Origin of the sequence: Marinobacter sp. BW6 (genome assembly GCF_008107725.1) — a bacterium.
GTDB lineage: Bacteria > Pseudomonadota > Gammaproteobacteria > Pseudomonadales > Oleiphilaceae > Marinobacter.
Genome location: NZ_VIRN01000064.1, coordinates 1 through 19078 on the forward strand (window position 1 = coordinate 1; position 19078 = coordinate 19078).

Sequence of the window (19078 nt, forward strand, 5' to 3'; positions counted from 1 at the left end):
CAACCTGGTCCACCACCGCCAATTTAAAGGCCAGGGAATAATCCCTCTGACTCCTCCGCCTCTTCGTATTCATCACACCCTCCGTAATCTCAAGCAGGAAGGTGTAAACCTTATTCAGGACGGGTCAAAGCCTATAAAAAAGGCCGGGCAGCATTCGCTGTCCGGCCTTTTTCATGGGCGTGGATCAGGCAATCAGAATGCCGGAACCACTGCACCCTCATACTTTTCCATGATGAAGTCGCGAACCGCATCAGACTTCAGGGCCTCGGCCAGCTTCTGCATGGCTTCGCTGTCCTTGTTATCCGGACGCGCCACCAGGATGTTGACGTAAGGTGACTCGGAGCCCTCAATTACCAGCGCATCTTCAGACGGGTTCAGGCCGGCTTCCAGCGCATAGTTGGTATTGATCAGCGCGAGGTCCACCTGGTTCAAAATACGGGGCAGGGTGGCTGCTTCCAGTTCCTTGAAGTCCAGGTTTTTCGGGTTATCGGCAATATCACGGGGTGTTGCAGTGATCTTGCTCTCGTCCTTCAGGGTGATCACGCCGGCCTTCTGCAGAAGCAGCAGCGCACGGCCACCGTTGGTCGGGTCGTTCGGAATGGCAACCACGGCACCTTCTTTCAGCTCGTCCAGCGAATCAATCTTGCTGGAGTAGGCGCCAAACGGCTCAACGTGAACGCCGGTCACGGTTACCAGGTTAGTACCACGGCCCTCGTTAAACTCGTCCAGATACGGCTGGTGCTGGAAGAAGTTGGCGTCCATGCGCTTCTGGTCGACCTGGATGTTTGGCTGGATGTAATCGGTGAATACTTTCACGTCCAGCTCAACACCCTGCTCCGCCAGCTGTGGCTTAACGAATTCCAGGATCTCCGCATGGGGAACCGGTGTCGCAGCTACGGAGAGTTCTTCGGCAGCAACGGTGCCGGAGAAAGTGGCTGCGGCAGCCAGTGCTGCGAGTGTTTTCTTCAGATTCATAGATCGATTCTCCTATTGGACATCTTGAACGAATGAATTCGGGTTGGGAGTACGGCCTGCGGTCGGTCGGAGTCCCCTTCCGAAAAACGCCCGTAAATATGTCCCTGTAGGGCTCGGTCGCGCCATCCCTGGCGCTCCACGTTTTCGGAAGGGGACTCCGACCGCCCACCGGCCTATATCCGGCTTTCCTACTTTCTGCTGAAGTACAGAACCAGACGGTCGCCGACCATCTGCAGCACCTGTACGAAAATGACCAGTAATGCGACCGTAATCACCATCACGTCGGTCTGGAATCGCTGATAGCCGAAGCGGATGGCCAGGTCACCGAGGCCACCGCCACCAATAACGCCGGACATGGCCGCGTAGGAAACCAGAGTGATCGCGGTAACGGTGATACCGGCAATGATGCCTGGCAGCGCTTCCGGTAACAGAGCACCGAAAATGATCTGTTTAACGCTGGCGCCCATGGCCTGGGTCGCTTCGATAATGCCGCGGTCCACTTCCCTGAGGGAGGTTTCGACCAGTCTCGCAAAGAACGGCGCGCCGCCAGCCACCAGCGGCGGGATTGCACCGGCTACGCCCAAAGACGTGCCGATCAGCATTACGGTGAACGGGATCATGACGATCAGCAGGATGATGAACGGCACCGAACGGAGCACGTTCACCACGAACGACAGCACCGCATAGGCCACGGGCTGCTCCAGCAGCTGGCGCTTGCCAAACAGGAACAGCAGAACACCGATCGGCAGGCCGATGACGACGCTGAACAGCAGGGACATACCCACCATGACCAGGGTATCCCAGCTGGCCCAGCCGATTTCGGTCCAGTCTACATTGCTTAACAGGTCTTCCATCAGCGCAGCACCTCCACGTGAACATCGGCGGCTTTGAGCGCCTGCATGGCCACCTCGAGATCACCGCCCACCAGTGACAGGGTCAGCTGGCCGTAGGGTGTGTCCTTGATGTGGTCGATTCGGCCGGAAAGAATGCTGAAATCCACCCCGGATTCCCGGGCAACGCTGCCGAGCAGCGGTTTGTAGGTGGATTCGCCCTTGAAGGTCAGCCGCAGGATTCGGCCGTCGGCCTTGCTGAGATCTTCCTGCAGCTCAGTACGATCAATACTTTCGCTCTCGAAGACAAAGTCCCGTGTGGTCGGGTGCTTCGGGTGCAGGAACACTTCGCTGACCGGGCCCATTTCGACCACTTCACCAGCGTCCATCACCGCCACGCGATCGCAGACCCGGCGCACCACGTCCATTTCATGGGTGATCAGTACGATGGTCAGGCCCAGCTCACGGTTGATGTCGGCAAGTAGCTTCAGCACCGACTGGGTCGTTTGCGGGTCCAGGGCGCTGGTGGCTTCGTCGCAGAGCAGGATCGTGGGCCGGCAGGCCAGGGCGCGGGCAATGCCCACTCGCTGTTTCTGCCCGCCGGAGAGCTGCGATGGGTATTTGTTAGCGTGGTCGGTGAGGCTGACCCGGGCCAACAGTTCCTCAACCCGATCCCGAATCTCGGCCTTCGAGTAGATGCCCGCCAGCTTCATCGGGAAGGCAATGTTGTCCGCCACCGTTTTCGACGAGAGCAGGTTGAAGTGCTGGAAGATCATTCCCACCTTGCGGCGAAAGGCACGGAGTTCGGCAGCGTCGTAGTCGGTGATGTTCTCGTCGTCGATCAGAATACGGCCGCCGGTGGGTGGTTCCAGCAGGTTGATCAGACGCACCAGCGTCGATTTACCGGCGCCAGAATGGCCAACGATGCCGAATACCTCGCCGGTTTCAATGGTCATATCGGTGGGATGAAGCGCGGGGATCGCCCGGCCGCCTACCTGATACGACTTCTGTACCTGGTCAAATACAATCACGGTCAGCGCCTTGTGGGTGCAGCGTTAAAACCGGCGATTATAGCCCATACCGTCGTCAAACCCGAATTCCGGAATGATTCTCAGTGTGGGTAGATATCCCTACACAAACGGTTACCTGACACCGGCCATGGCCCTGAACTAAGCTTGGATAACAAAAGAACCTTACATTTCCCAGAGACGCGCTGCCCAGAGACTCACCAACGTGACCAATGAAAAACAACCAACGCCCTCAAGGATGAACTCAACCCAGGCATGGGTTAACTATCTCAGCAAAGTCGAGTTGCCGGTACTGGCCAATACGCTGCGACGAATCAATGAGCTGACTGACAGCCGAAACAGTACGGTTAACGAGCTGGCCAACGTAATCCTTAATGATGCCCAGCTCACCTCACAGGTTCTGCGGCTGTCCAATACCGTGTTCTACAACCAGACCCGAACCCAGGTCAGCACCGTCAGCCGGGCCATTACCCTGATCGGATTCGATGCCGTGAAGTCCATGGCGATTTCCTCCCTGATTGTTGACGCGCTGCTGCAACGGAACGACCGTCCACACCTGCTGCGCTGCCTCGCCCGGGCGATCCACGCCGCTGTCCAGGCCCGGTGTCTGATGCCTAAGCGCAACGAGACCGCGCTTGAAGAGGTCTTTATCGGGGCACTGCTGATGAACATTGGCGAGCTGGCCTTCTGGTCTTGCGAAACCGACCAGGCCACTGAACTGGAGGAACGTCTGCGGCTTGACGAGCCGCCAGTTGAAGCCCAGAAGGCCGTGCTGCACTCAACCTTTACCGAAATCACCCGGGGCCTCGTGGATGCCTGGTCCCTGGGCCCCTTTATCAAGGATGTTGTCTCTCCGGGGCAAGCCAATTCAATGGCCTCAAGCCTGGTGCGCAATTCCGTGGAGATGGCCCGGTTGTCCGAACAGGGTTGGAGTGGCCCGGAAATGGACAAGGTGCTGGAACGCCTGGGCAAGGATATTGGTGAGAGCCCGGCCGTGGTTCGGGACCAGCTGAAGGTGAACGCCTCGGAGGCAACCCGAGTCGCGGTCTCCCTTGGTATTCCGCAGGTTACTGCCATGATGCCGGGCGCGGAGGGCAAATCCGGTGACACCGGAGCAAAGGCCCCGGACATGGATGCGGAACTTCAGCTGGAAATCCTGCGTGAATTGAGCCAGTGCCTGGCAGAGAAACCGGACATCAACGAAGTATGTCAGCTGGTCATCGAGGGCATCCACAGGGCTATTGGTATGCAGCGGGTGGCCCTGTTGATGGGCGACCGTTCCGGCAACGAACTGGTGCCTCGCAAACTGGGGGGCCGGGGCACAGAAGAGTGGCGGCAGCAGTTCATGATCCGCAAGGATGGCACCGGGCCACTGGGTTCGCTTTTGCCCCATGCCCACTGCAGCATCTACGAACCCAAACCGAACTCCGAAGGCGTGCCCTATGATCGCTGGCTCGGCAAAGTGCCTGCGCTGATTGGCCCAATCAAGGCAAACGGCCGCCTCATCGGCCTGTTCTACGCCGACAACGCGGCCGGGGTCTACACTCCCTCTAAAGAGCAGTTATCAGCGTTCGGCCACTTTATTCAGAACGCGCAGCTGTGCCTGACCTTACTCTCTACCCACTAGCATCCACTCAGAGCTCGTAGAGCCTGGTGACGTGCAAAATCGGCCCGGTTGGTGATCCTGTCGGTGAGCCACCTGCTGGCTCAAGACTGATCGCCAGGGTCCGGCTGCGGGTCAAAGAGCTTTGGGCTTCACCCGACAGTGCCACCTGGTGAGTGTCACCCGCCGGGATGACCCCGAGAGAAAGAGGCTCACCATCCTCCGGCACAACCCAGAGCTCATAATCCTTGCCTGACTCGGCGGAGCCTGCGGCAACAGAACGCAATTTCAGCAGGTTGCCACGACCGGTTTCACTCAACAGCCACAGCGGATCGCCGATATCGGCCTTGATGATCGCCCCGGCCAACAAGGGCCGTTCCACATCAGGGGACGGCTGCTGCAGCAACAGAACCGCGAAAAGAACCGCCGCAGCCGTTGCCATCAAACTCCAGCCCGGCCAGAACCAACCGGCTTTTGCTGAGTCTGGAAGCGTCGTCGTGGCCTGTTCTGGCCACAACCGCCTCTGGATGTCTGACCATACGCGGGGTGGTGGCGTTTCCGCCGGTGCAGCCGTTGATAACGCCCCCAGCTGCTGTTCCCAGAACCAGACTTCCTGACGAACCCGGCCTGACTCCATCATCCATCCTTCAAAGCGGAGACGGGCAGGGCCTTTGAGGGATCCCAGAACATATTCCGCAGCAAGAATCTCTACGCGTTCAGGTGATTTTCTCATCGTTCGAGACACCTTTTCAGCACCATGAGCCCCCTCCGGATCCAGCTCTTCACCGTGCCTACCGGCGAGTTCAGGGTTTCCGACAACTCATCGTGAGTGAAGCCCCGGTAATAGGCGAGCAGGATGCTATCCCGCTGCACATCGCTGAGTTCGTCCAGACAGCCTGTGAGCTGGGCCGAGCCGGAGGTGCGCAACGAATCATCCAGAGGTCCACCACGCTTGTCCTCAACCTGTTCAAGGTGCTCATCACCGGCCGTCTGCCGCACTTTCCGGGCGCGCATCAGATCGAGAGTCCGGTACCGGGCAATGGTCATCATCCAGGCCAGCGGCGCGCCCCGATCGCGGTGGTATTCGCCAGCGTGATGCCAGATCTGGATGAAGCTCTCCTGCATCGCTTCTTCCGCAAGCTCGCGATGGTTAGCCAACTTGACGCACAGGCCGAACATTCTCGCCGCCACTTGGCTGTAGAGTTGTTGAAACGCTTGTCGATCCTTCCTCGCCACCGAACGCAACAGTCGCATCAACTCGTCCTGGTTTACCTCGACAGAAGCCATAAACACCCTCTTTTTTATGGTTAATGCCCAAGGTACGGGCGCACGGAGGCGGAAGTTGCGCTTATGCCGACAAGAATTTTTTCAACGACTGCAACTTTTCAACGGGCCCACTCGTTCCTTCCTCCGACGCACCCAAACACAGAGAGGAAAGCGACATGAGAACAATTCTGAAACGGTCCAGCCTCGCTATCGCCGTGGCCGGAACCTGCCTCGCCACCGGCCTGGCCCAGGCTTCGAGCCACCGCGAAGCGCCCTTCATCACCGAAATCCCGAAAGTCGACGGCACCGACTTCTACATGTTTCGGAGCTACGAGTCCGGCAGGGCGGATTTCGTGACCCTTATTGCCAATTACCTGCCTCTGCAGGACGCCTATGGCGGTCCCAATTATTTCGATCTGGACGACGATGCCATCTATGAGATTCACGTCGACAACGACGGCGATGCGGTTGAGGATCTGACGTTCCGTTTTCAGCTGGAAGACAACCTGAACGATATTCAGTTGCCGGTCGGCCCGGATGGCGACCAGCGGATGGTGTCCGTGCCCCTCAAGAACATTGGCGACGCAAGTGACGCCGGCAATGTTCAGTTGCGACAAACCTACACGGTGGATGTCATTTCCGGCGATCGCCGCACGGGTGCCGTGCAGGCTGCCACCAACGTGAACACAGGCACCGAAACTTTCGACAAACCGTTAGACAACATCGGTGCAAAGTCCTTTGGTGATTACGCCAGTTACGCCGGCCAACACGTGTTTGATATCGCCATTCCCGGCTGCGGCACCAACGGCCGGGTATTTGTCGGCCAGCGCCAGGAGGCATTTGCGGTAAACCTGGGTGAAATTTTCGACCTGGTGAACACCAACCCCCTGGGCGCCCGGGATGGAGAAGGTCCCGGTGATCTGGCCGACAAGAACGTGACCTCCTTGGCCCTGGAAGTGCCCACCGAATGCCTGACCGGCACCGCCATGAATTCCAACGGCCAGCCGGTAATCGGTGCGTGGACAACGGCGAGCGTTCGTCAGGCACGCATCATCAACCCTGCGCCCAGTAGTGCAAGCCGTGGTGCAACCGTTGAAGGTGGTGCCTATACCCAGGTTTCCCGCCTGGGTATGCCATTGGTTAACGAGGTGGTTATCGGTCTCAAGGACAAAGACCGTTTCAACGCCAGCGAACCCAAGGATGATGGCCAGTTCGCCACCTATGTGACCCACCCAACACTGCCAGAGCTTCTGGAAGTGCTGTTCCCCGTGACCGCGCCGAACAACTTTCCGCGCAACGACCTGGTCACGGCCTTCCTGACCGGCGTACCCGGCGTCAATATGCCGGTTGGCGTAACCGCCTCCGAGATGTTGCGACTGACGCCCGCCATTGCGCCAACGCCTCTGGACAGCCAGAACGACCTCGGTGTTCTGGCCGGTGATAACGCCGGCTTCCCGAATGGCCGCCGGCCTTACGATGACACCGTCGACATCGCACTTCGAGTCGCCATGGGTGTACTGGCAGACCCTGCCGATGCGCCGGACGGCAGCCTCGAGTACACCGACGGCGTCCAGTTGGCAGCAGATCCTGCCAGCCTGCCTGCAGACTATGAGTCGTTCCCTTACCTGGCGACACCAGTCGCCGGTTCACCCAACGAATAACCGGGAGATGGCTATGAAATTATTCACAAAGCTCACGGCGATCTGCGCGATGGCGCTATTCATGGCCGGCTGCTTCGATGGGTCGAACAGCCGGGCGGAGGCGCCGGCTCCGACCGTCGATTTCACGGAGTTTGTTAAAACCCAGTTCGCCCGGACAACCGACGACGCCGAGCCGGCGAACATCAACGGGATCGACCTGAGTTTCAATGACCAGAATAATCCGCAGGCTTTCGATGACCTGCTTCAATAAATCTCCAGGTGGCCGGTTTTCCCGTTGTCTCGGACCGGCCTTTTCCTTTCCTGCCCTTCGGGGCAGGACTTTTTGGCTTATCGCCACATTCGCGCCCTTTCAGGCGCAGGCAGCGCCTGATCCAATTATCACCGACTTCGGAGATGATCAGACACTGACCGAATTGCCCCGCTCTGCTGCCGAGGTCTTACGGGAGACGGAATCGCCCGAGGAGGCCGGGGACCGGCTGCAGATACTGATCACACAGGCGAGAGCCAGTGGCGACCCGAGATACCTGGGGTACGCCCAGACACTGGTCAATCGCTGGCCGGAAGAACAGCTAACCGACCGCCTGCGGGTCCTCCGAGCGACTCTGCGCCAGAGCCTGCATCAATTTGATTCCGCCCGCTCCGATCTTGAACGGATAATTTCAAACTCTTCGGACACGCAACAACGTATCCAGGCTCGCCTGACCCTGGCCAACCTTGAGCTGGTTCAAGGTCGTTACAAGGAGGCTGAGCGGCATTGTCAGGCACTTCAGTCTGGCTATCCGGGCCTGATAGCCCAGAGCTGTCTGGCTTCCGTGCAGGCCAGGACAGCCGACCCTGAAACAGCCTATCGGAATCTTGCGTCACAACTCGCCGAGTCCATAAACCGCCACCCTGCTGATTCCACCAATCGACTCTGGACCGAAGGAACCCTCGGCGATATCGCAGCCCAGGCAGGGTTGCCTGAGGCCAAAATGCATTGGCAAAGAGTAGTGAAGGCAACCCCCGACGACCTTTATGTCCGAGCCCAGCTCGCCGATTGGCATCTTGAGCAAAACCATTTCGAGCGTGTTTTGACGCTCACCCTGGGGTTCGATGCCGTTGACACACTCGCCGTAATTCGGGCCATCGCCATGAAGCGCATGGGCCATCCCGGCAGTAATAAACTGAACAGCCGTTTACGGCAACGGTTCGAAGAGGCCCGCTGGCGAGGCACTTTATTGCATGCCAGGGATGTTGCCCGATTCGAGCTGGATCTAGAAAACCAGCCGCAAGAGGCCCTGAGGCTGGCCATTGAAAACTGGGAGAGTCAGAGGGAGCCGCTGGACACACGACTGTTACTGAGATCAGCCCTCGCCGCAGACGACAAAGTCCAATACCAGCGTGTCAGGGACTGGCTCAAAGAGCAGGGGCAGAGCGATGCCCGCTATCCGGAGTTCAAACAATGACAGTCACAAGAAGAATCTGTCTGGCTTTGCTTACGGTGGTTCTGGTAACAGCCAGCGGCATGGCCGCAGGCCACAAGGCCAGCGACAGCTTTCTGTTCCTGGACAGCGGCCCTGCGGAACTTCGAATGGATGTTGCACTGCGTGATCTCGCGCTGCTGACGAGCATTGATAGCAACGGCGATCGTCAGGTATCGGGTCAGGAACTGCGACAGGCAAGACCAGAAATCACGCGAACCGTGGAATCTGCCCTGACCTTTTCGAATAGCAGTGGCAACTGCGATCTGGCCGGCAAGGAATGGGGCATCAGCGAGCACAGTGACGGGTTCTATTCCGCCGCCCGTTACGCTATTCGGTGCCCCGATGGCGAGCCACCAAGAGCTCTGGAGTACAACCTCTTATTTGAGCAGGATGCACTGCACCGGGGCCTGGTGAGCCTTGACTATGATGGTCAGACACGTCTGGCTGTACTGGGGCCCGATTCCCGAACGCTGGATCTGGCAGGCACGGACACCCAGGGCTATTTCGGTGTGTTTACCACCTTCGTTTACGAGGGCGTTATCCACCTGCTGATCGGCCTGGACCACATCCTGTTTCTGCTGGTTCTGGTCATTCCGGCAACGCTGTCGACTCCCAGGAACCAGGGTCCCAGCGGCCAGTCAAGAGCCTTACGGGGCCGCATCCTTGAACTGGCCGGCATTATCACGGCCTTTACCGTGGCGCACTCCATCACTCTGGCGCTGGCCGCCCTCGATATCGTTTCACTCCCCATAGCCTGGGTAGAAACCGTTATCGCACTTTCCATCGGCTTGGCAGCATTGAACGTGGCCTGGCCGATTCTCGGGCACAAAACCTGGAAGCTGGCGTTCGGCTTCGGTCTGGTGCATGGCTTTGGATTCGCCAGTGTTCTGGGTGATCTCACCAGTGGCGTATCCGGGTTGGCAGTAGCGCTGGCGGGTTTCAACCTCGGCGTGGAACTCGGTCAGCTGGCTCTGCTCGTGGTGGGATTCCCGGTACTGTACTACCTGGGCAAAAATCGGGTGTACCAAAAGGGCGCGGTGCCAGTCATGCTTGCAGCCATAGGTGCTGTCAGCCTGTTCTGGGTTGTCCAGCGCGCGCCCCTGTTCTGAGCGCGCACCGGATGACCTTAGTGCAGAGCCCGCATCTGACGCGGATATAGCGCTGCACTGACTTCTGGCTCTTCCAGCAGGTCTGCCAGCTCGCGGTCTACGGTAGTCTCCTCGCCTTCTTCCGGCAACGGCTCGAACAGGGTGCTCAGCCAGGAAGCAACGGAGGGTGCTTCGTCTCGCTTGTAATCGGTGGACAGCGCCTTGATACGGCGGAAGCCGATGATGCGCTGGTGTTTGGGATCCCGAATCTGCTCAAAACCCCGCCAATAAACGTGATCCCTGGTATGCAATTGCACGAACAGGGTATCGATAGGGCCATCTGAATCGTCTGCACCCTCAGCTTCTTCCTCAACGGTCTCTGGGGCCGCTTCGGCTTCCACTTCCGGTTTCTTGTGACGGATGGTGGTCCAGGCCGGGTAGAGCACGGCCACGGCATCCGCTTCAACATGCTCGCGGGCGGCGCGGAGGATCAAACCCCAGCGGGCCTTGTCGGCATCGGTTTCAAGGGAATTGATGGGCAAGTCGTAGCTTTGCTCGCTGGACAGAACGATGGCCATCATCGGGGCGTCTAACTCCCCCATGGCCTCGGCCTGTGCTACAGATACCAGTTCATCGATTGCCATCGGTTGGTTCATAATACGCTCGCCTCCTCGATGCCATCAGGATCTATCAGGAAGAAGGGGTCTTCCTGACTAACAGCATAGCCTGTTCCGGCTACAAAGATAAACGTGGAGTTTGCCCAGGCGGATCACAACCCCCGCATTAATCAGAATGCGTCCTCAAGCTTTTCGTAGTGGCCGAACCACGGACTGGCCTCTTCCAGCTGGCCAGCCAGCTGTAGCAGAGTTGCCTCGGCGCCATGAGGGCCGCCGAACTGAACACCGACCGGCAAACCAGCGGCAGTCCAGTGCATTGGTACGGACATGGCTGGCGTCCCGGTGAGGTTGGCCAATTGGGTAAAGGGCGTCCGCGCCAGGCTTTCCAGGGCCATCTGATCTACCTGACCGGAACGATGCACCAGTTTGCCGGCCTTCAGTTTCAGCATCAGGCGGGCGGCGAATTTCAGGTGGGCTGGCGTTTCCAGCTCGCCGATGGCTGCCGGCAACTGCCCAGCGGTGGGGCTGAGGTAAAGATCGTAACGCCCGAAGAACGCGCCCAGCGCCCTGGCAAACTCATTCCATTGCTGGCGCCGACGCACATAGTCTGACAAAGGCATGGTTTCACCCAGCATGCCGATCAGCCGGGTATCCAGTTCGAAATCGCTGTCGACGGCGCCGAACTGCTCTCTCGCTTTCGCCATAAGGGCAGACACTTCACCGAAATACAGGCCCAGATAACACCGAGCCAGTGCCATGCCGTCGAAATCCGGTGCTGCGTACTCCACCTTGTGGCCGAGGTTCTCAAGAACCCGGGCCGTTTCCTCCACGGCAGCAACGCACTCCGGCGCAACATCCGTATTGTAGGGTGAAGACGTAAACACTCCGATCCTGAGGCTGCCTGGAGACCGCTGCATCAGTTCTGCATAGGCCGCGGACGGGGCAGGAATCACGAACGGATCGCCTGGTGCAGTCCCACTTAGCACATCCAGCATCGCCGCACTGTCTCTGACCGTTCTGCTCACCACATGATCGGTAGAGGCGCCGGTCCAGGCTTCGCCCATAAACGGACCCGAGGAAATGCGACCACGGGATGGCTTGAGGCCAAACAGGCCATTATAGGCTGCAGGAATGCGGATGGAGCCGCCGCCGTCGTTGGCGCCCGCCATGGGCACGATGCCAGCGGCAACCGCCGCGCCGGAGCCACCGCTGGAGCCACCCGGGGTTAGCTGCGTGTTCCAGGGGTTACGGGTTGGCCCCCAGAGCTCAGATTCGGTAACCGCTTTCAGACCAAACTCCGGCGTGGCCGTTCTCCCCAGGAAAACCAGACCGCCATCCCGGGCCCGGCGGACGAATTCCGAGTCTTGGGGCGCAATATTTTTTGTCATCCCTCGACTGCCATAGGTGCACGGATGCCCCGCCTGTTCCTGGGCGAGGTCTTTGAGGAGAAGGGGAACGCCCGCAAAAACCGCCTGCTCTGGAAAGCGCTGAGCGGGCGCCTCAGAGAACTGGGGGTAACAGATCGCGTTGAGCGCGCCGTTCACTCGGGTTGCCCGTTCCACGGCCGCCTCGCATACTTCTCTTGATGTGACCTCGCGCCGGCGAACAAGATCAGCGAGTGCGGTAGCATCGTAACGAAGGTATTCGGATTGCTTCATGGCAGGTTCCATTTGTTATTCTGTTTCGAGGAAGGTCACGGGTAAAACGTCTATGGTCAGTTTTCTCAAGAGCTTACGCCAGCTTGCCGTGATTTTCATCCTGACGGCATCAGTCGCCGCGACGGCCCAGGAGGCTGAGAAAGCGTACGATGAGGACGGCGGCTGGACTCGCATTGTCCGGACCTCACCCTATTGGGTCAGCCAGGGGGTGTTTGAAAACATTCTCACAATAAGACGCTGGGTACTCAAAGAATCCGGCTATTGCTCCAGTGCCGATCGCCACATCCTGTTCGACATGCGTGGTCGGTTTCTCGCCTGGATCAGTGACGGTGACGACCGCGACGCCACCCAGCGACTACTGAACGCAACCCGAAAGTCACTTTATGAGAACGACAAAGTGGAAGACTGGGTTGCCGGAGAGAGCGGCCAGACAGGCTATCCGTTCGCCCTTTCCTGCGACCAGCCCCATGTAAACGTCGATGAAGCCGTTGCCCGTTATCTTGGCACCTTGCCTGCAGACCGGATCTGGGGCGCCTGGGACGACCTCAACTTTGCCGACAGCGGTGCTCCGGAAAGCCTGCATGACGCTCTGATCTACGTATACGAACACCGCAGCAACCAGAACCGCCTGACCCTGCCGCAAGCCTTGCCCCGATATCTGGCCGGCCAGATCCTGATTGAAAGTGGAGCCCAGGCAAGAGCTCATTCCCGGGCAAACGCCAGGGGAATCCTGCAGCTGTCACCCGCCGCACTGTCCGACTGCGAGATTGCCCCCGACAATTACTGGCACCGGCTGGCACAGATCGATTGCGCCCTGCGACTGATGAACCAGAATGCCCGTAATCTGGCACCGGTTTTCCAGCAACGTTTCGGCCATCTGCCGGAGGCAAAAAGGGACCGCTTGTTCACCCTGCTGCTGGTTCAGGCGTATCATGGCGGCGCCGGACGGGTCCAGGCGCTGTTGGACGATCCAATGCTGGCACAACCAGCCGAGTATTTTGCCGCCAACCATGAACGCTTCACTGCCGGTGATATTGCCTTCGGCCTGATTTTTCACAACCTGGGGCGGGACCGGCTCGGCCTTGCATCGCTCTACTATGTGGCGGACGTTCAGCTGGCAACCGAGGCCCTGTGTCGCACGGCCAAACTGAAATCAACGGAATTCTGTGAATGGAAGTACTCAACCAACTGATACCCGAAAGCCTGAGCCTTCCAGTCGCCGTTTTCCTGCTTGCCAGCTCCACCATCACCTCGATGATCACCGCCAGCCTCGGCGCCGGCGGCGGCGTTTTGCTGCTGGTTCTGATGGCCAGCTGGATGCCGCCCGCGGCCATCATCCCGGTGCACGGCATGATTCAGTTGGGCTCGAACGTTGGTCGGGCGGCACTGACCTGGAGGCACATAGACTGGCGGGTGATTGCCGCGTTCCTGCCCGGAGTGATCGCAGGGGCGGCGCTGGGCGCCTGGCTACTGGTGAATCTTCCAGCCCACATCTGGCAACTGACCATCGCCCTGTTCGTTCTCTATCTTTGCTGGGGGCCGGCGCTACCAAAGGGTGCCTTCGGTGCCCCGGGGGTGTTTCTGGCGTCGGCCCTGACCAGTTTTGTCAGCCTGTTCGTGGGCGCCACCGGGCCGCTGGTCGCCGCGTTCATCAAGCAGATTCATACTGATCGGTTCAAAACCGTGGCCACCTTCGCCACGGCCATGACATTGCAGCACGCGCCCAAGGCACTGGTGTTCGGGGCGGCGGGTTTCATGTTCTTGGAGTGGCTGCCGTTTATCCTTGCCATGATCGCCTGCGGCTTTGCCGGCACCTGGCTCGGGCTGCATGTGCTCAGGTCCCTGAGCAACCGGAAGTTCACACTGATCTTCAATATCGTGCTGACCGCGCTTGCCATCCGCCTGCTATGGCAGGCCAGTCTCTCAGCCGGCTGGTGGTGACGGTACCACAACAACCCTGTTACGCCCCCGGGACTTGGCGATGTAGCTACCCTCATCCGCCCGGGCCATAACCTCTCTGGGGCCGCTATCTTCAGGTGTCAGTTCCGTCAGGCCAATGCTCGTGGTTACACCGAATGACCGGCCGTCATGCTCAATACGAAGAGCCTCAACATCGGCGCGGATCCGTTCCGCCAGGGCCTCGGCCCTGGTCATGCCGCAGGCAGGCAGAATAATGCCGAACTCATCACCACCCAGCCTGGCCACCGTATCGGACTGGCGAACCGATTCCTTGAACAAGTCCGCGAGCCGTTTGAGGAGGTCATCACCCAGCAGGTGACCGCCTTCATCGTTAATGGGTTTGAAGTAGTCGAGATCAATGAGCATCAGTACCGAACGAACTTCCTGGCGATCGGCCTCGCCCAGGCGCCGGACCAGCGACGCATTGAATGCACGCCGGTTCAGCAACTGCGTCAGACTGTCGTGCGTTGCTTCCCAGGACAGCCGCTCCTCCTGGCGACGGCGGTCGCTGTCGTCCCGCAGCACGAACACCAGGCGTTCATCCTCGCGACCATGGCGAATGTGCAGCATGGTGAGATCAATAGGGAAGGAAACACCCAGCGAGTTCCGCAGGGTCACATAAAGGCTGTCCAGGTCCTCTCCGGACAGGAACTCCTGCGCCGTCAATTCGTGCTCTTCAGTTTCAATGGTGACGAGCTGGAAAAAGTTCCTGAGTAAACACTCACCCTCTGTCCCCAGGAGCCGACAGGCGGCGTCGTTGGCAAACCGGATCACACCCTCGACGTCTACCATGAGCACCCCTTCCTGAAGTACGCGCAGTATCGTCTCTGCGCGCTTCTGCTCTGTCCTGAGCGCCTCTTCCACCTCCAGCTCATGTGAGATATCGCGGACGACGGTGATGGTACCGAGAGCCTTCTCTGGAGTCTGAATTGCCGCGGTCATTACATCTGACCAGATCACCTGATCCGGAGCAGGCGATTCCAGCCTTAACCGACCCCGGAAAACGCTCTGCTTCCTGATCGCGTCTTTCCAGCCGGCAATCGCCTCCTGTCGGTCGGTGTTATGTACGCGATTGGCCAGGTAATCGGAGGTCAATTCTTCCGCCGGTTTGCCAACGATAGCTTCGAAGGCCGGATTGGCAAATTCGATACGGCCCAATACGTCGGTCTGGACAATGCCGATAGGCGCACTCTGGGTGAGGGAACGGAAAAACGCCTCTCTTTCCGCAAGAGATACCAGCACCTCGTCCCGCTCATCGGTCACCGTGTTAAAGATCTCTGCGACCTGGCGGATTTCCTTGCCTCCGGCAACGTCCACCGGGTCGGAGCGCATACCAAGGTGGCGCTCGCGAATCTGCTCGCCCAGCGTTTTGAGCGGCGCCATTAATCGACGGAAACGCCACAGCGCCAGGGGCGCAATCAACAGAATGACCAGTAGCAGAATCCAGACAAAAGCGTCCACGGTACGGGTAATCGGCGCCAGGGCTTCGCGAGCCGGCCAGGACGACGACACAAACCAGGGCACCTGGGTCAGCTGCTGCACCGACATGATGGTCTTTTCTCCGTTGCTTTCTCGGGTCTCCAGCGTGCCTTCAAACCCTTCCATGGCATCCCGGAGCACAGGATTCGCTACCCGTACCGGCGCCATGGCCTCTTCACCCCGCTGGTTGACCACCACAAAACCACTGCGGGTTGCCACCCCAAGATAACCGGTCGTTCCTATCCGGATATTGATAAACTGATCAAGAAAATTGTTTCCATCCAGGGCGATGGCACCACCAAGCACACCAATGAAACGTTGGCGATGGTCGAAGATCGGCGCAGCCACCATGACGGCCGGCTTTTCCTGATAATTGGATATGTAGGGTTCGCTGATCACTGGAGTGAGGGTGGAGGAAACCCGGCGAAAATATTCCCGATCGCTGACATCCATCCCCGCCTGCCGGAACTCTTCAGGATGCTCGGCAACTACCAGGCCGTTTTCATCCATCAGATAGACCGCATCAAACAGATGCTCGAGGGCGGTTTGCCGCCGAATCAGAACACGGGCCCTCGCGTTCAGAACGTCGCTGGACATGGTCAGGTTCTGGGCCACGTGGTTGAGGGCTTCTAGCCGCAGAGCCAGCTTGTCGTCCAGCTCCCCGGCAATCAGGGTGGCAATCGTTTCCACCTGGTTACGGGCCTGTTGTTCCAGCTCAGAACGGCTCAGTAAGAAACCGGCGACGGTTACCAGCAAAGCCGTCAGTATGATTGCAACAACCACCAGAGCAACGGCCCGATTCGCCAAGCTGCCCAACCATCGTTTGATCAGCACGGCATCCACACTCCCGGGTGGGTTCGACGACCAGAAATGACCTTACCTCCAATCTCATGCTCTGATTGCGTTTTTTATCACTGGTGAAAGTCTAACAGAGGGGAATTCAATGTCCGATTACACGCTTGCAAATTCAATGATAATCGTTATTATTTAGATCCATTTTTCGCATAATGAGCGACCTTCTCATGACGGACCTCACCCTGCCCCTGAACACCGGCCCGATCGCCCAACTGATTGATTTTGGTGGACCTGTGATGACGGTGCTCGTAGCGCTGGCGATATCCGGCATCGTTACCTTCGTGTATCTGATGCTCCTTGGCACTCTCTATGCGCCCCGTTTGTCCGGCCGGCTTAAAAAAACCGTAATGAACTGGCAGAACAATCCGTCGTTGGTGAAACCGTCAGAAGTTCGACATCAGGCCGGCCGATGGGGACGGATGAATCCGCTGCAGCGCCTTGTCACCGATACGATTGAAGCCATTCAGAACCGACAGGACGACCGGCAGATCCGGGAGACCGCCGCACGGGATGCGCAGCATTCTCTGGAGCCCTTCGAGGCGCCGCTAAAGATCATTGAAGTCATCGCAGCCCTGGCGCCACTGCTCGGCCTTTTGGGAACCGTGCTGGGCATGATGGAGGCCTTCAGTGCCATGGCGGCTACCGAGGGCCGAGCCAATGCTACCCAGCTCAGTGGCGGTATCTACGAAGCCCTGACCACCACAGCCGCGGGCCTGATTGTGGCGATACCTTTCGCTGCGCTGGCTGCGTGGATCGAGTTCCGACTGCGACGCATTCACAAGACCATCAACAGCACACTGGTTTCGATTCTGCATATCGTACCGGAGCAGACTCTGGGCGCCGTTGAAGCAGACTACCCGTCTCCGGAACGAAAGCCTAATGCCGGGGCAACCAGCGACGAGTCCGACCGTTATTCAACCGTCCGGGGTCAGCGATTCGCCCATGCAACTGGTTGAGCCGAGGCCAAACCGTCCGATTCCAATCCGGATCACGCCCCTGATCGATGTGGTCTTCATACTCCTGGTGTTCTTTATGCTGACCACCCGGCTACTGCCCGTGGACTACCTGGAGCTAGCCAATAACACATCGAGCCGCAGCACGGTCACCGGAGAGCCGCTGCCGGAGCTGACGGTGACGGCCAACGGCGACGTAAGGTGGCAGGGCCAGACGATAGCCCTTGACCGGCTGGTAGCCGAACTGCCTGAAGCCGGTATCACCGAAGTAAACCTGGCGACAGCAGATGACACATCTCTGGGAGCTTTCACCAGGGCCCTGAGCGCTTTGACTGACAGCGGCATCGACACTCACTGGAAGCGGACAAACGCAACGACACCATGAGCGATCTGGTTCCACCTCCTTTCACCTCCGGCAAAACCTTGATGGAACGCGTGGAAGATGCACTTCTGCCGTTGATCAACCTGGTATTCCTGCTGCTGATGTTTTTCATCGTTGCCGGCCAGCTTGCCGATGACCCGCTACCAGAACTGCCCGCCACCGGCCAGGCCGAAGACCGGCAGTCGCCCCATGCAGACATGATTGTCAGCGCCAGCGGAGAGTGGAAGGTTGACGGTGAGCTGCTCAACAAGGAATCCCTGGTTGCCAGCCTGCCGGAACCGAATGACCAGCAGCCCCTTAAAATTGCCGCTGCCGAGAGCATCACCATGGCAGATCTGGAAACACTCTTCCGCTTGCTGGAAAAGGCCGGGTATCAGGATATCCTGCTGTTGACGGAGCCTGGCCAATGATGCCGCAACCGCCGCCCTTCCGGTGGGCATTTCTGCTGCTCGCAACGGTGTTGACCTTCGTCGCCCTGGCGATCGCCTCTCCCGAAGAGACGGTGGAGCTCAACACCCTGGGCGAATCCGCGGTTAACACAGCGCCGGCCATCCGAATCAAGCTGGCCGGCGAACCCGCGCCGAAACCCGACCCTGCGCCGAAACCCGACCCTGCGCCGAAACCCGACCCTGCGCCAAAACCAGAGCCAAAACCGGACCCCGAACCGGAACCTGAGCCAGAACCTGAGCCAGAACCTGAACCTGAGCCAGAGCCAGAGCCGGTAACGGAACCAACGCCCGAACCAGAGGTCGCCGGAGAGGTCACGGAAGCGGAAACACCGAGCGGTGATCCGGCAGAGGCTGCAACAGAGGAGCAGTCACAGGCGACCGTTCCACTGCAGAACGCTGGCGTTAAATCTGACGTGGATAATTACCTTTCCAAACTCAGTCGCCACCTTGCCCGATATTATGAATATCCGCGCAGGGCGAGACGGCTTGGCCAGGAGGGCACACCCGTGATTGTGTTCGAGTTTCAAAGGGACGGATCCCTGGTGGCCCACAGCCTGAGAACCAGCTCTGGACACCAGCTCCTGGACGAGTCGGCGCTGGCCATGTTGGAACAGGCGGCGCCTCTGCCATCCGTACCGGAAGCGATTGCAGGACATAAATTCCGCTACGCGCTGCCCGTGCGCTTTCGCCTTCGCTGAGCCCCGCTTGGGCTGCGCCAGGTTGCAGCAACCGTCAACTATCACGCACCGATCGGGTGCGTAATATCAGAAGTCGCATCTTCCCTCCAAGCCAGGCGAATCCACTTCCAATAA

Annotated in this window: 19 protein-coding genes; 11 read left to right on the forward strand and 8 right to left on the reverse strand. The window is 59.0% G+C overall.

Going from position 1 to position 19078, the window contains the following annotated elements:
• Positions 1–192: 192 nt before the first annotated feature.
• The 3 genes from FMN52_RS08680 to FMN52_RS08690 all read right to left on the reverse strand — a co-directional run bounded on the left by FMN52_RS08680 (position 193) and on the right by FMN52_RS08690 (position 2836).
• The gene (locus tag FMN52_RS08680; protein WP_148608275.1) at positions 193–975 is read right to left on the reverse strand and encodes a MetQ/NlpA family ABC transporter substrate-binding protein; all 783 of its coding nucleotides are present in this window, start codon (positions 973–975) and stop codon (positions 193–195) included.
• Between the two features lie 188 nt (positions 976–1163).
• Complete coding sequence (locus FMN52_RS08685) at positions 1164–1829, reverse strand: methionine ABC transporter permease (RefSeq protein ID WP_088558474.1); 666 nt, start codon at positions 1827–1829, stop codon at positions 1164–1166.
• A complete protein-coding gene (locus tag FMN52_RS08690) occupies positions 1829–2836 on the reverse strand; it encodes a methionine ABC transporter ATP-binding protein (RefSeq protein ID WP_148608276.1) in 1008 nt (335 codons plus the stop codon). Before FMN52_RS08690 ends, FMN52_RS08685 begins: the two co-directional genes overlap by 1 nt.
• A 202-nt stretch (positions 2837–3038) precedes the next feature.
• Here FMN52_RS08690 and FMN52_RS08695 point away from each other — a divergent pair, with 202 nt between their 5' ends.
• Positions 3039–4460 carry an HDOD domain-containing protein gene (locus FMN52_RS08695; RefSeq protein WP_148608277.1) on the forward strand — a complete coding sequence of 474 codons (1422 nt, stop codon included), beginning with the start codon at positions 3039–3041 and terminating at the stop codon, positions 4458–4460.
• 7 nt (positions 4461–4467) lie between these two features.
• Here the strand turns inward: FMN52_RS08695 and FMN52_RS08700 are convergent, their stop codons facing one another.
• A complete protein-coding gene (locus FMN52_RS08700) occupies positions 4468–5169 on the reverse strand; it encodes an anti-sigma factor (RefSeq protein ID WP_148608278.1) in 702 nt (233 codons plus the stop codon).
• Positions 5166–5723 carry a sigma-70 family RNA polymerase sigma factor gene (locus FMN52_RS08705; protein ID WP_162851862.1) on the reverse strand — a complete coding sequence of 186 codons (558 nt, stop codon included), beginning with the start codon at positions 5721–5723 and terminating at the stop codon, positions 5166–5168. Before FMN52_RS08705 ends, FMN52_RS08700 begins: the two co-directional genes overlap by 4 nt.
• 155 nt (positions 5724–5878) lie before the next feature.
• On the opposite strand from FMN52_RS08705, the gene FMN52_RS08710 reads away from it, so the two are divergent.
• The 4 genes from FMN52_RS08710 (at position 5879) to FMN52_RS08725 (ending at position 9935) form a co-directional block, all read left to right on the forward strand.
• Positions 5879–7363, forward strand: a complete 1485-nt coding sequence (locus FMN52_RS08710; RefSeq protein WP_148608280.1) for a DUF4331 domain-containing protein — start codon at positions 5879–5881, stop codon at positions 7361–7363.
• A 13-nt stretch (positions 7364–7376) separates the two neighbouring features.
• Positions 7377–7613: a hypothetical protein gene (locus FMN52_RS08715; RefSeq protein WP_240339432.1), complete on the forward strand. Its 237-nt coding sequence runs from the start codon at positions 7377–7379 to the stop codon at positions 7611–7613.
• 163 nt (positions 7614–7776) lie between these two features.
• On the forward strand, positions 7777–8808 hold the full coding sequence (locus tag FMN52_RS08720) for a tetratricopeptide repeat protein (protein WP_240339433.1): 1032 nt from the start codon (positions 7777–7779) through the stop codon (positions 8806–8808).
• Complete coding sequence (locus FMN52_RS08725) at positions 8805–9935, forward strand: HupE/UreJ family protein (RefSeq protein WP_240339434.1); 1131 nt, start codon at positions 8805–8807, stop codon at positions 9933–9935. The genes FMN52_RS08720 and FMN52_RS08725 overlap by 4 nt, the downstream gene beginning before the upstream one ends.
• A gap of 17 nt (positions 9936–9952) precedes the next feature.
• Here FMN52_RS08725 and FMN52_RS08730 read toward each other — a convergent pair whose 3' ends face one another.
• Positions 9953–10570 carry a hypothetical protein gene (locus tag FMN52_RS08730; protein ID WP_148608281.1) on the reverse strand — a complete coding sequence of 206 codons (618 nt, stop codon included), beginning with the start codon at positions 10568–10570 and terminating at the stop codon, positions 9953–9955.
• 131 nt (positions 10571–10701) lie between these two features.
• Positions 10702–12189 (reverse strand): amidase, encoded by a 1488-nt coding sequence (locus FMN52_RS08735; protein WP_240339435.1) that lies wholly within the window; start codon positions 12187–12189, stop codon positions 10702–10704.
• 52 nt (positions 12190–12241) lie between these two features.
• Between FMN52_RS08735 and FMN52_RS08740 the strand changes: the two genes are divergently transcribed.
• Both FMN52_RS08740 and FMN52_RS08745 read left to right on the forward strand, forming a co-directional pair.
• Complete coding sequence (locus FMN52_RS08740) at positions 12242–13381, forward strand: lytic transglycosylase domain-containing protein (RefSeq protein ID WP_148608283.1); 1140 nt, start codon at positions 12242–12244, stop codon at positions 13379–13381.
• Positions 13360–14130: a sulfite exporter TauE/SafE family protein gene (locus FMN52_RS08745; protein WP_148608284.1), complete on the forward strand. Its 771-nt coding sequence runs from the start codon at positions 13360–13362 to the stop codon at positions 14128–14130. The genes FMN52_RS08740 and FMN52_RS08745 overlap by 22 nt, the downstream gene beginning before the upstream one ends.
• Here the strand turns inward: FMN52_RS08745 and FMN52_RS08750 are convergent.
• A complete protein-coding gene (locus FMN52_RS08750; RefSeq protein WP_240339436.1) occupies positions 14113–16461 on the reverse strand; it encodes a diguanylate cyclase in 2349 nt (782 codons plus the stop codon). The two genes, FMN52_RS08745 and FMN52_RS08750, sit on opposite strands and share 18 nt — an antisense overlap.
• 188 nt (positions 16462–16649) lie before the next feature.
• Between FMN52_RS08750 and FMN52_RS08755 the strand changes: the two genes are divergently transcribed.
• Genes FMN52_RS08755 through FMN52_RS08770 form a run of 4 tightly spaced genes read left to right on the forward strand, consistent with a single transcriptional unit; the run spans position 16650 to position 18964 of the window.
• Positions 16650–17438, forward strand: coding sequence for a MotA/TolQ/ExbB proton channel family protein (locus FMN52_RS08755; protein WP_148608286.1), 789 nt, complete (start codon positions 16650–16652; stop codon positions 17436–17438).
• On the forward strand, positions 17425–17820 hold the full coding sequence (locus FMN52_RS08760) for a biopolymer transporter ExbD (RefSeq protein ID WP_148608287.1): 396 nt from the start codon (positions 17425–17427) through the stop codon (positions 17818–17820). Before FMN52_RS08755 ends, FMN52_RS08760 begins: the two co-directional genes overlap by 14 nt.
• Positions 17817–18227 carry a biopolymer transporter ExbD gene (locus FMN52_RS08765; RefSeq protein WP_148608288.1) on the forward strand — a complete coding sequence of 137 codons (411 nt, stop codon included), beginning with the start codon at positions 17817–17819 and terminating at the stop codon, positions 18225–18227. The genes FMN52_RS08760 and FMN52_RS08765 overlap by 4 nt, the downstream gene beginning before the upstream one ends.
• Positions 18224–18964: an energy transducer TonB gene (locus FMN52_RS08770; RefSeq protein ID WP_148608289.1), complete on the forward strand. Its 741-nt coding sequence runs from the start codon at positions 18224–18226 to the stop codon at positions 18962–18964. Before FMN52_RS08765 ends, FMN52_RS08770 begins: the two co-directional genes overlap by 4 nt.
• Positions 18965–19078 lie beyond the last annotated feature (114 nt).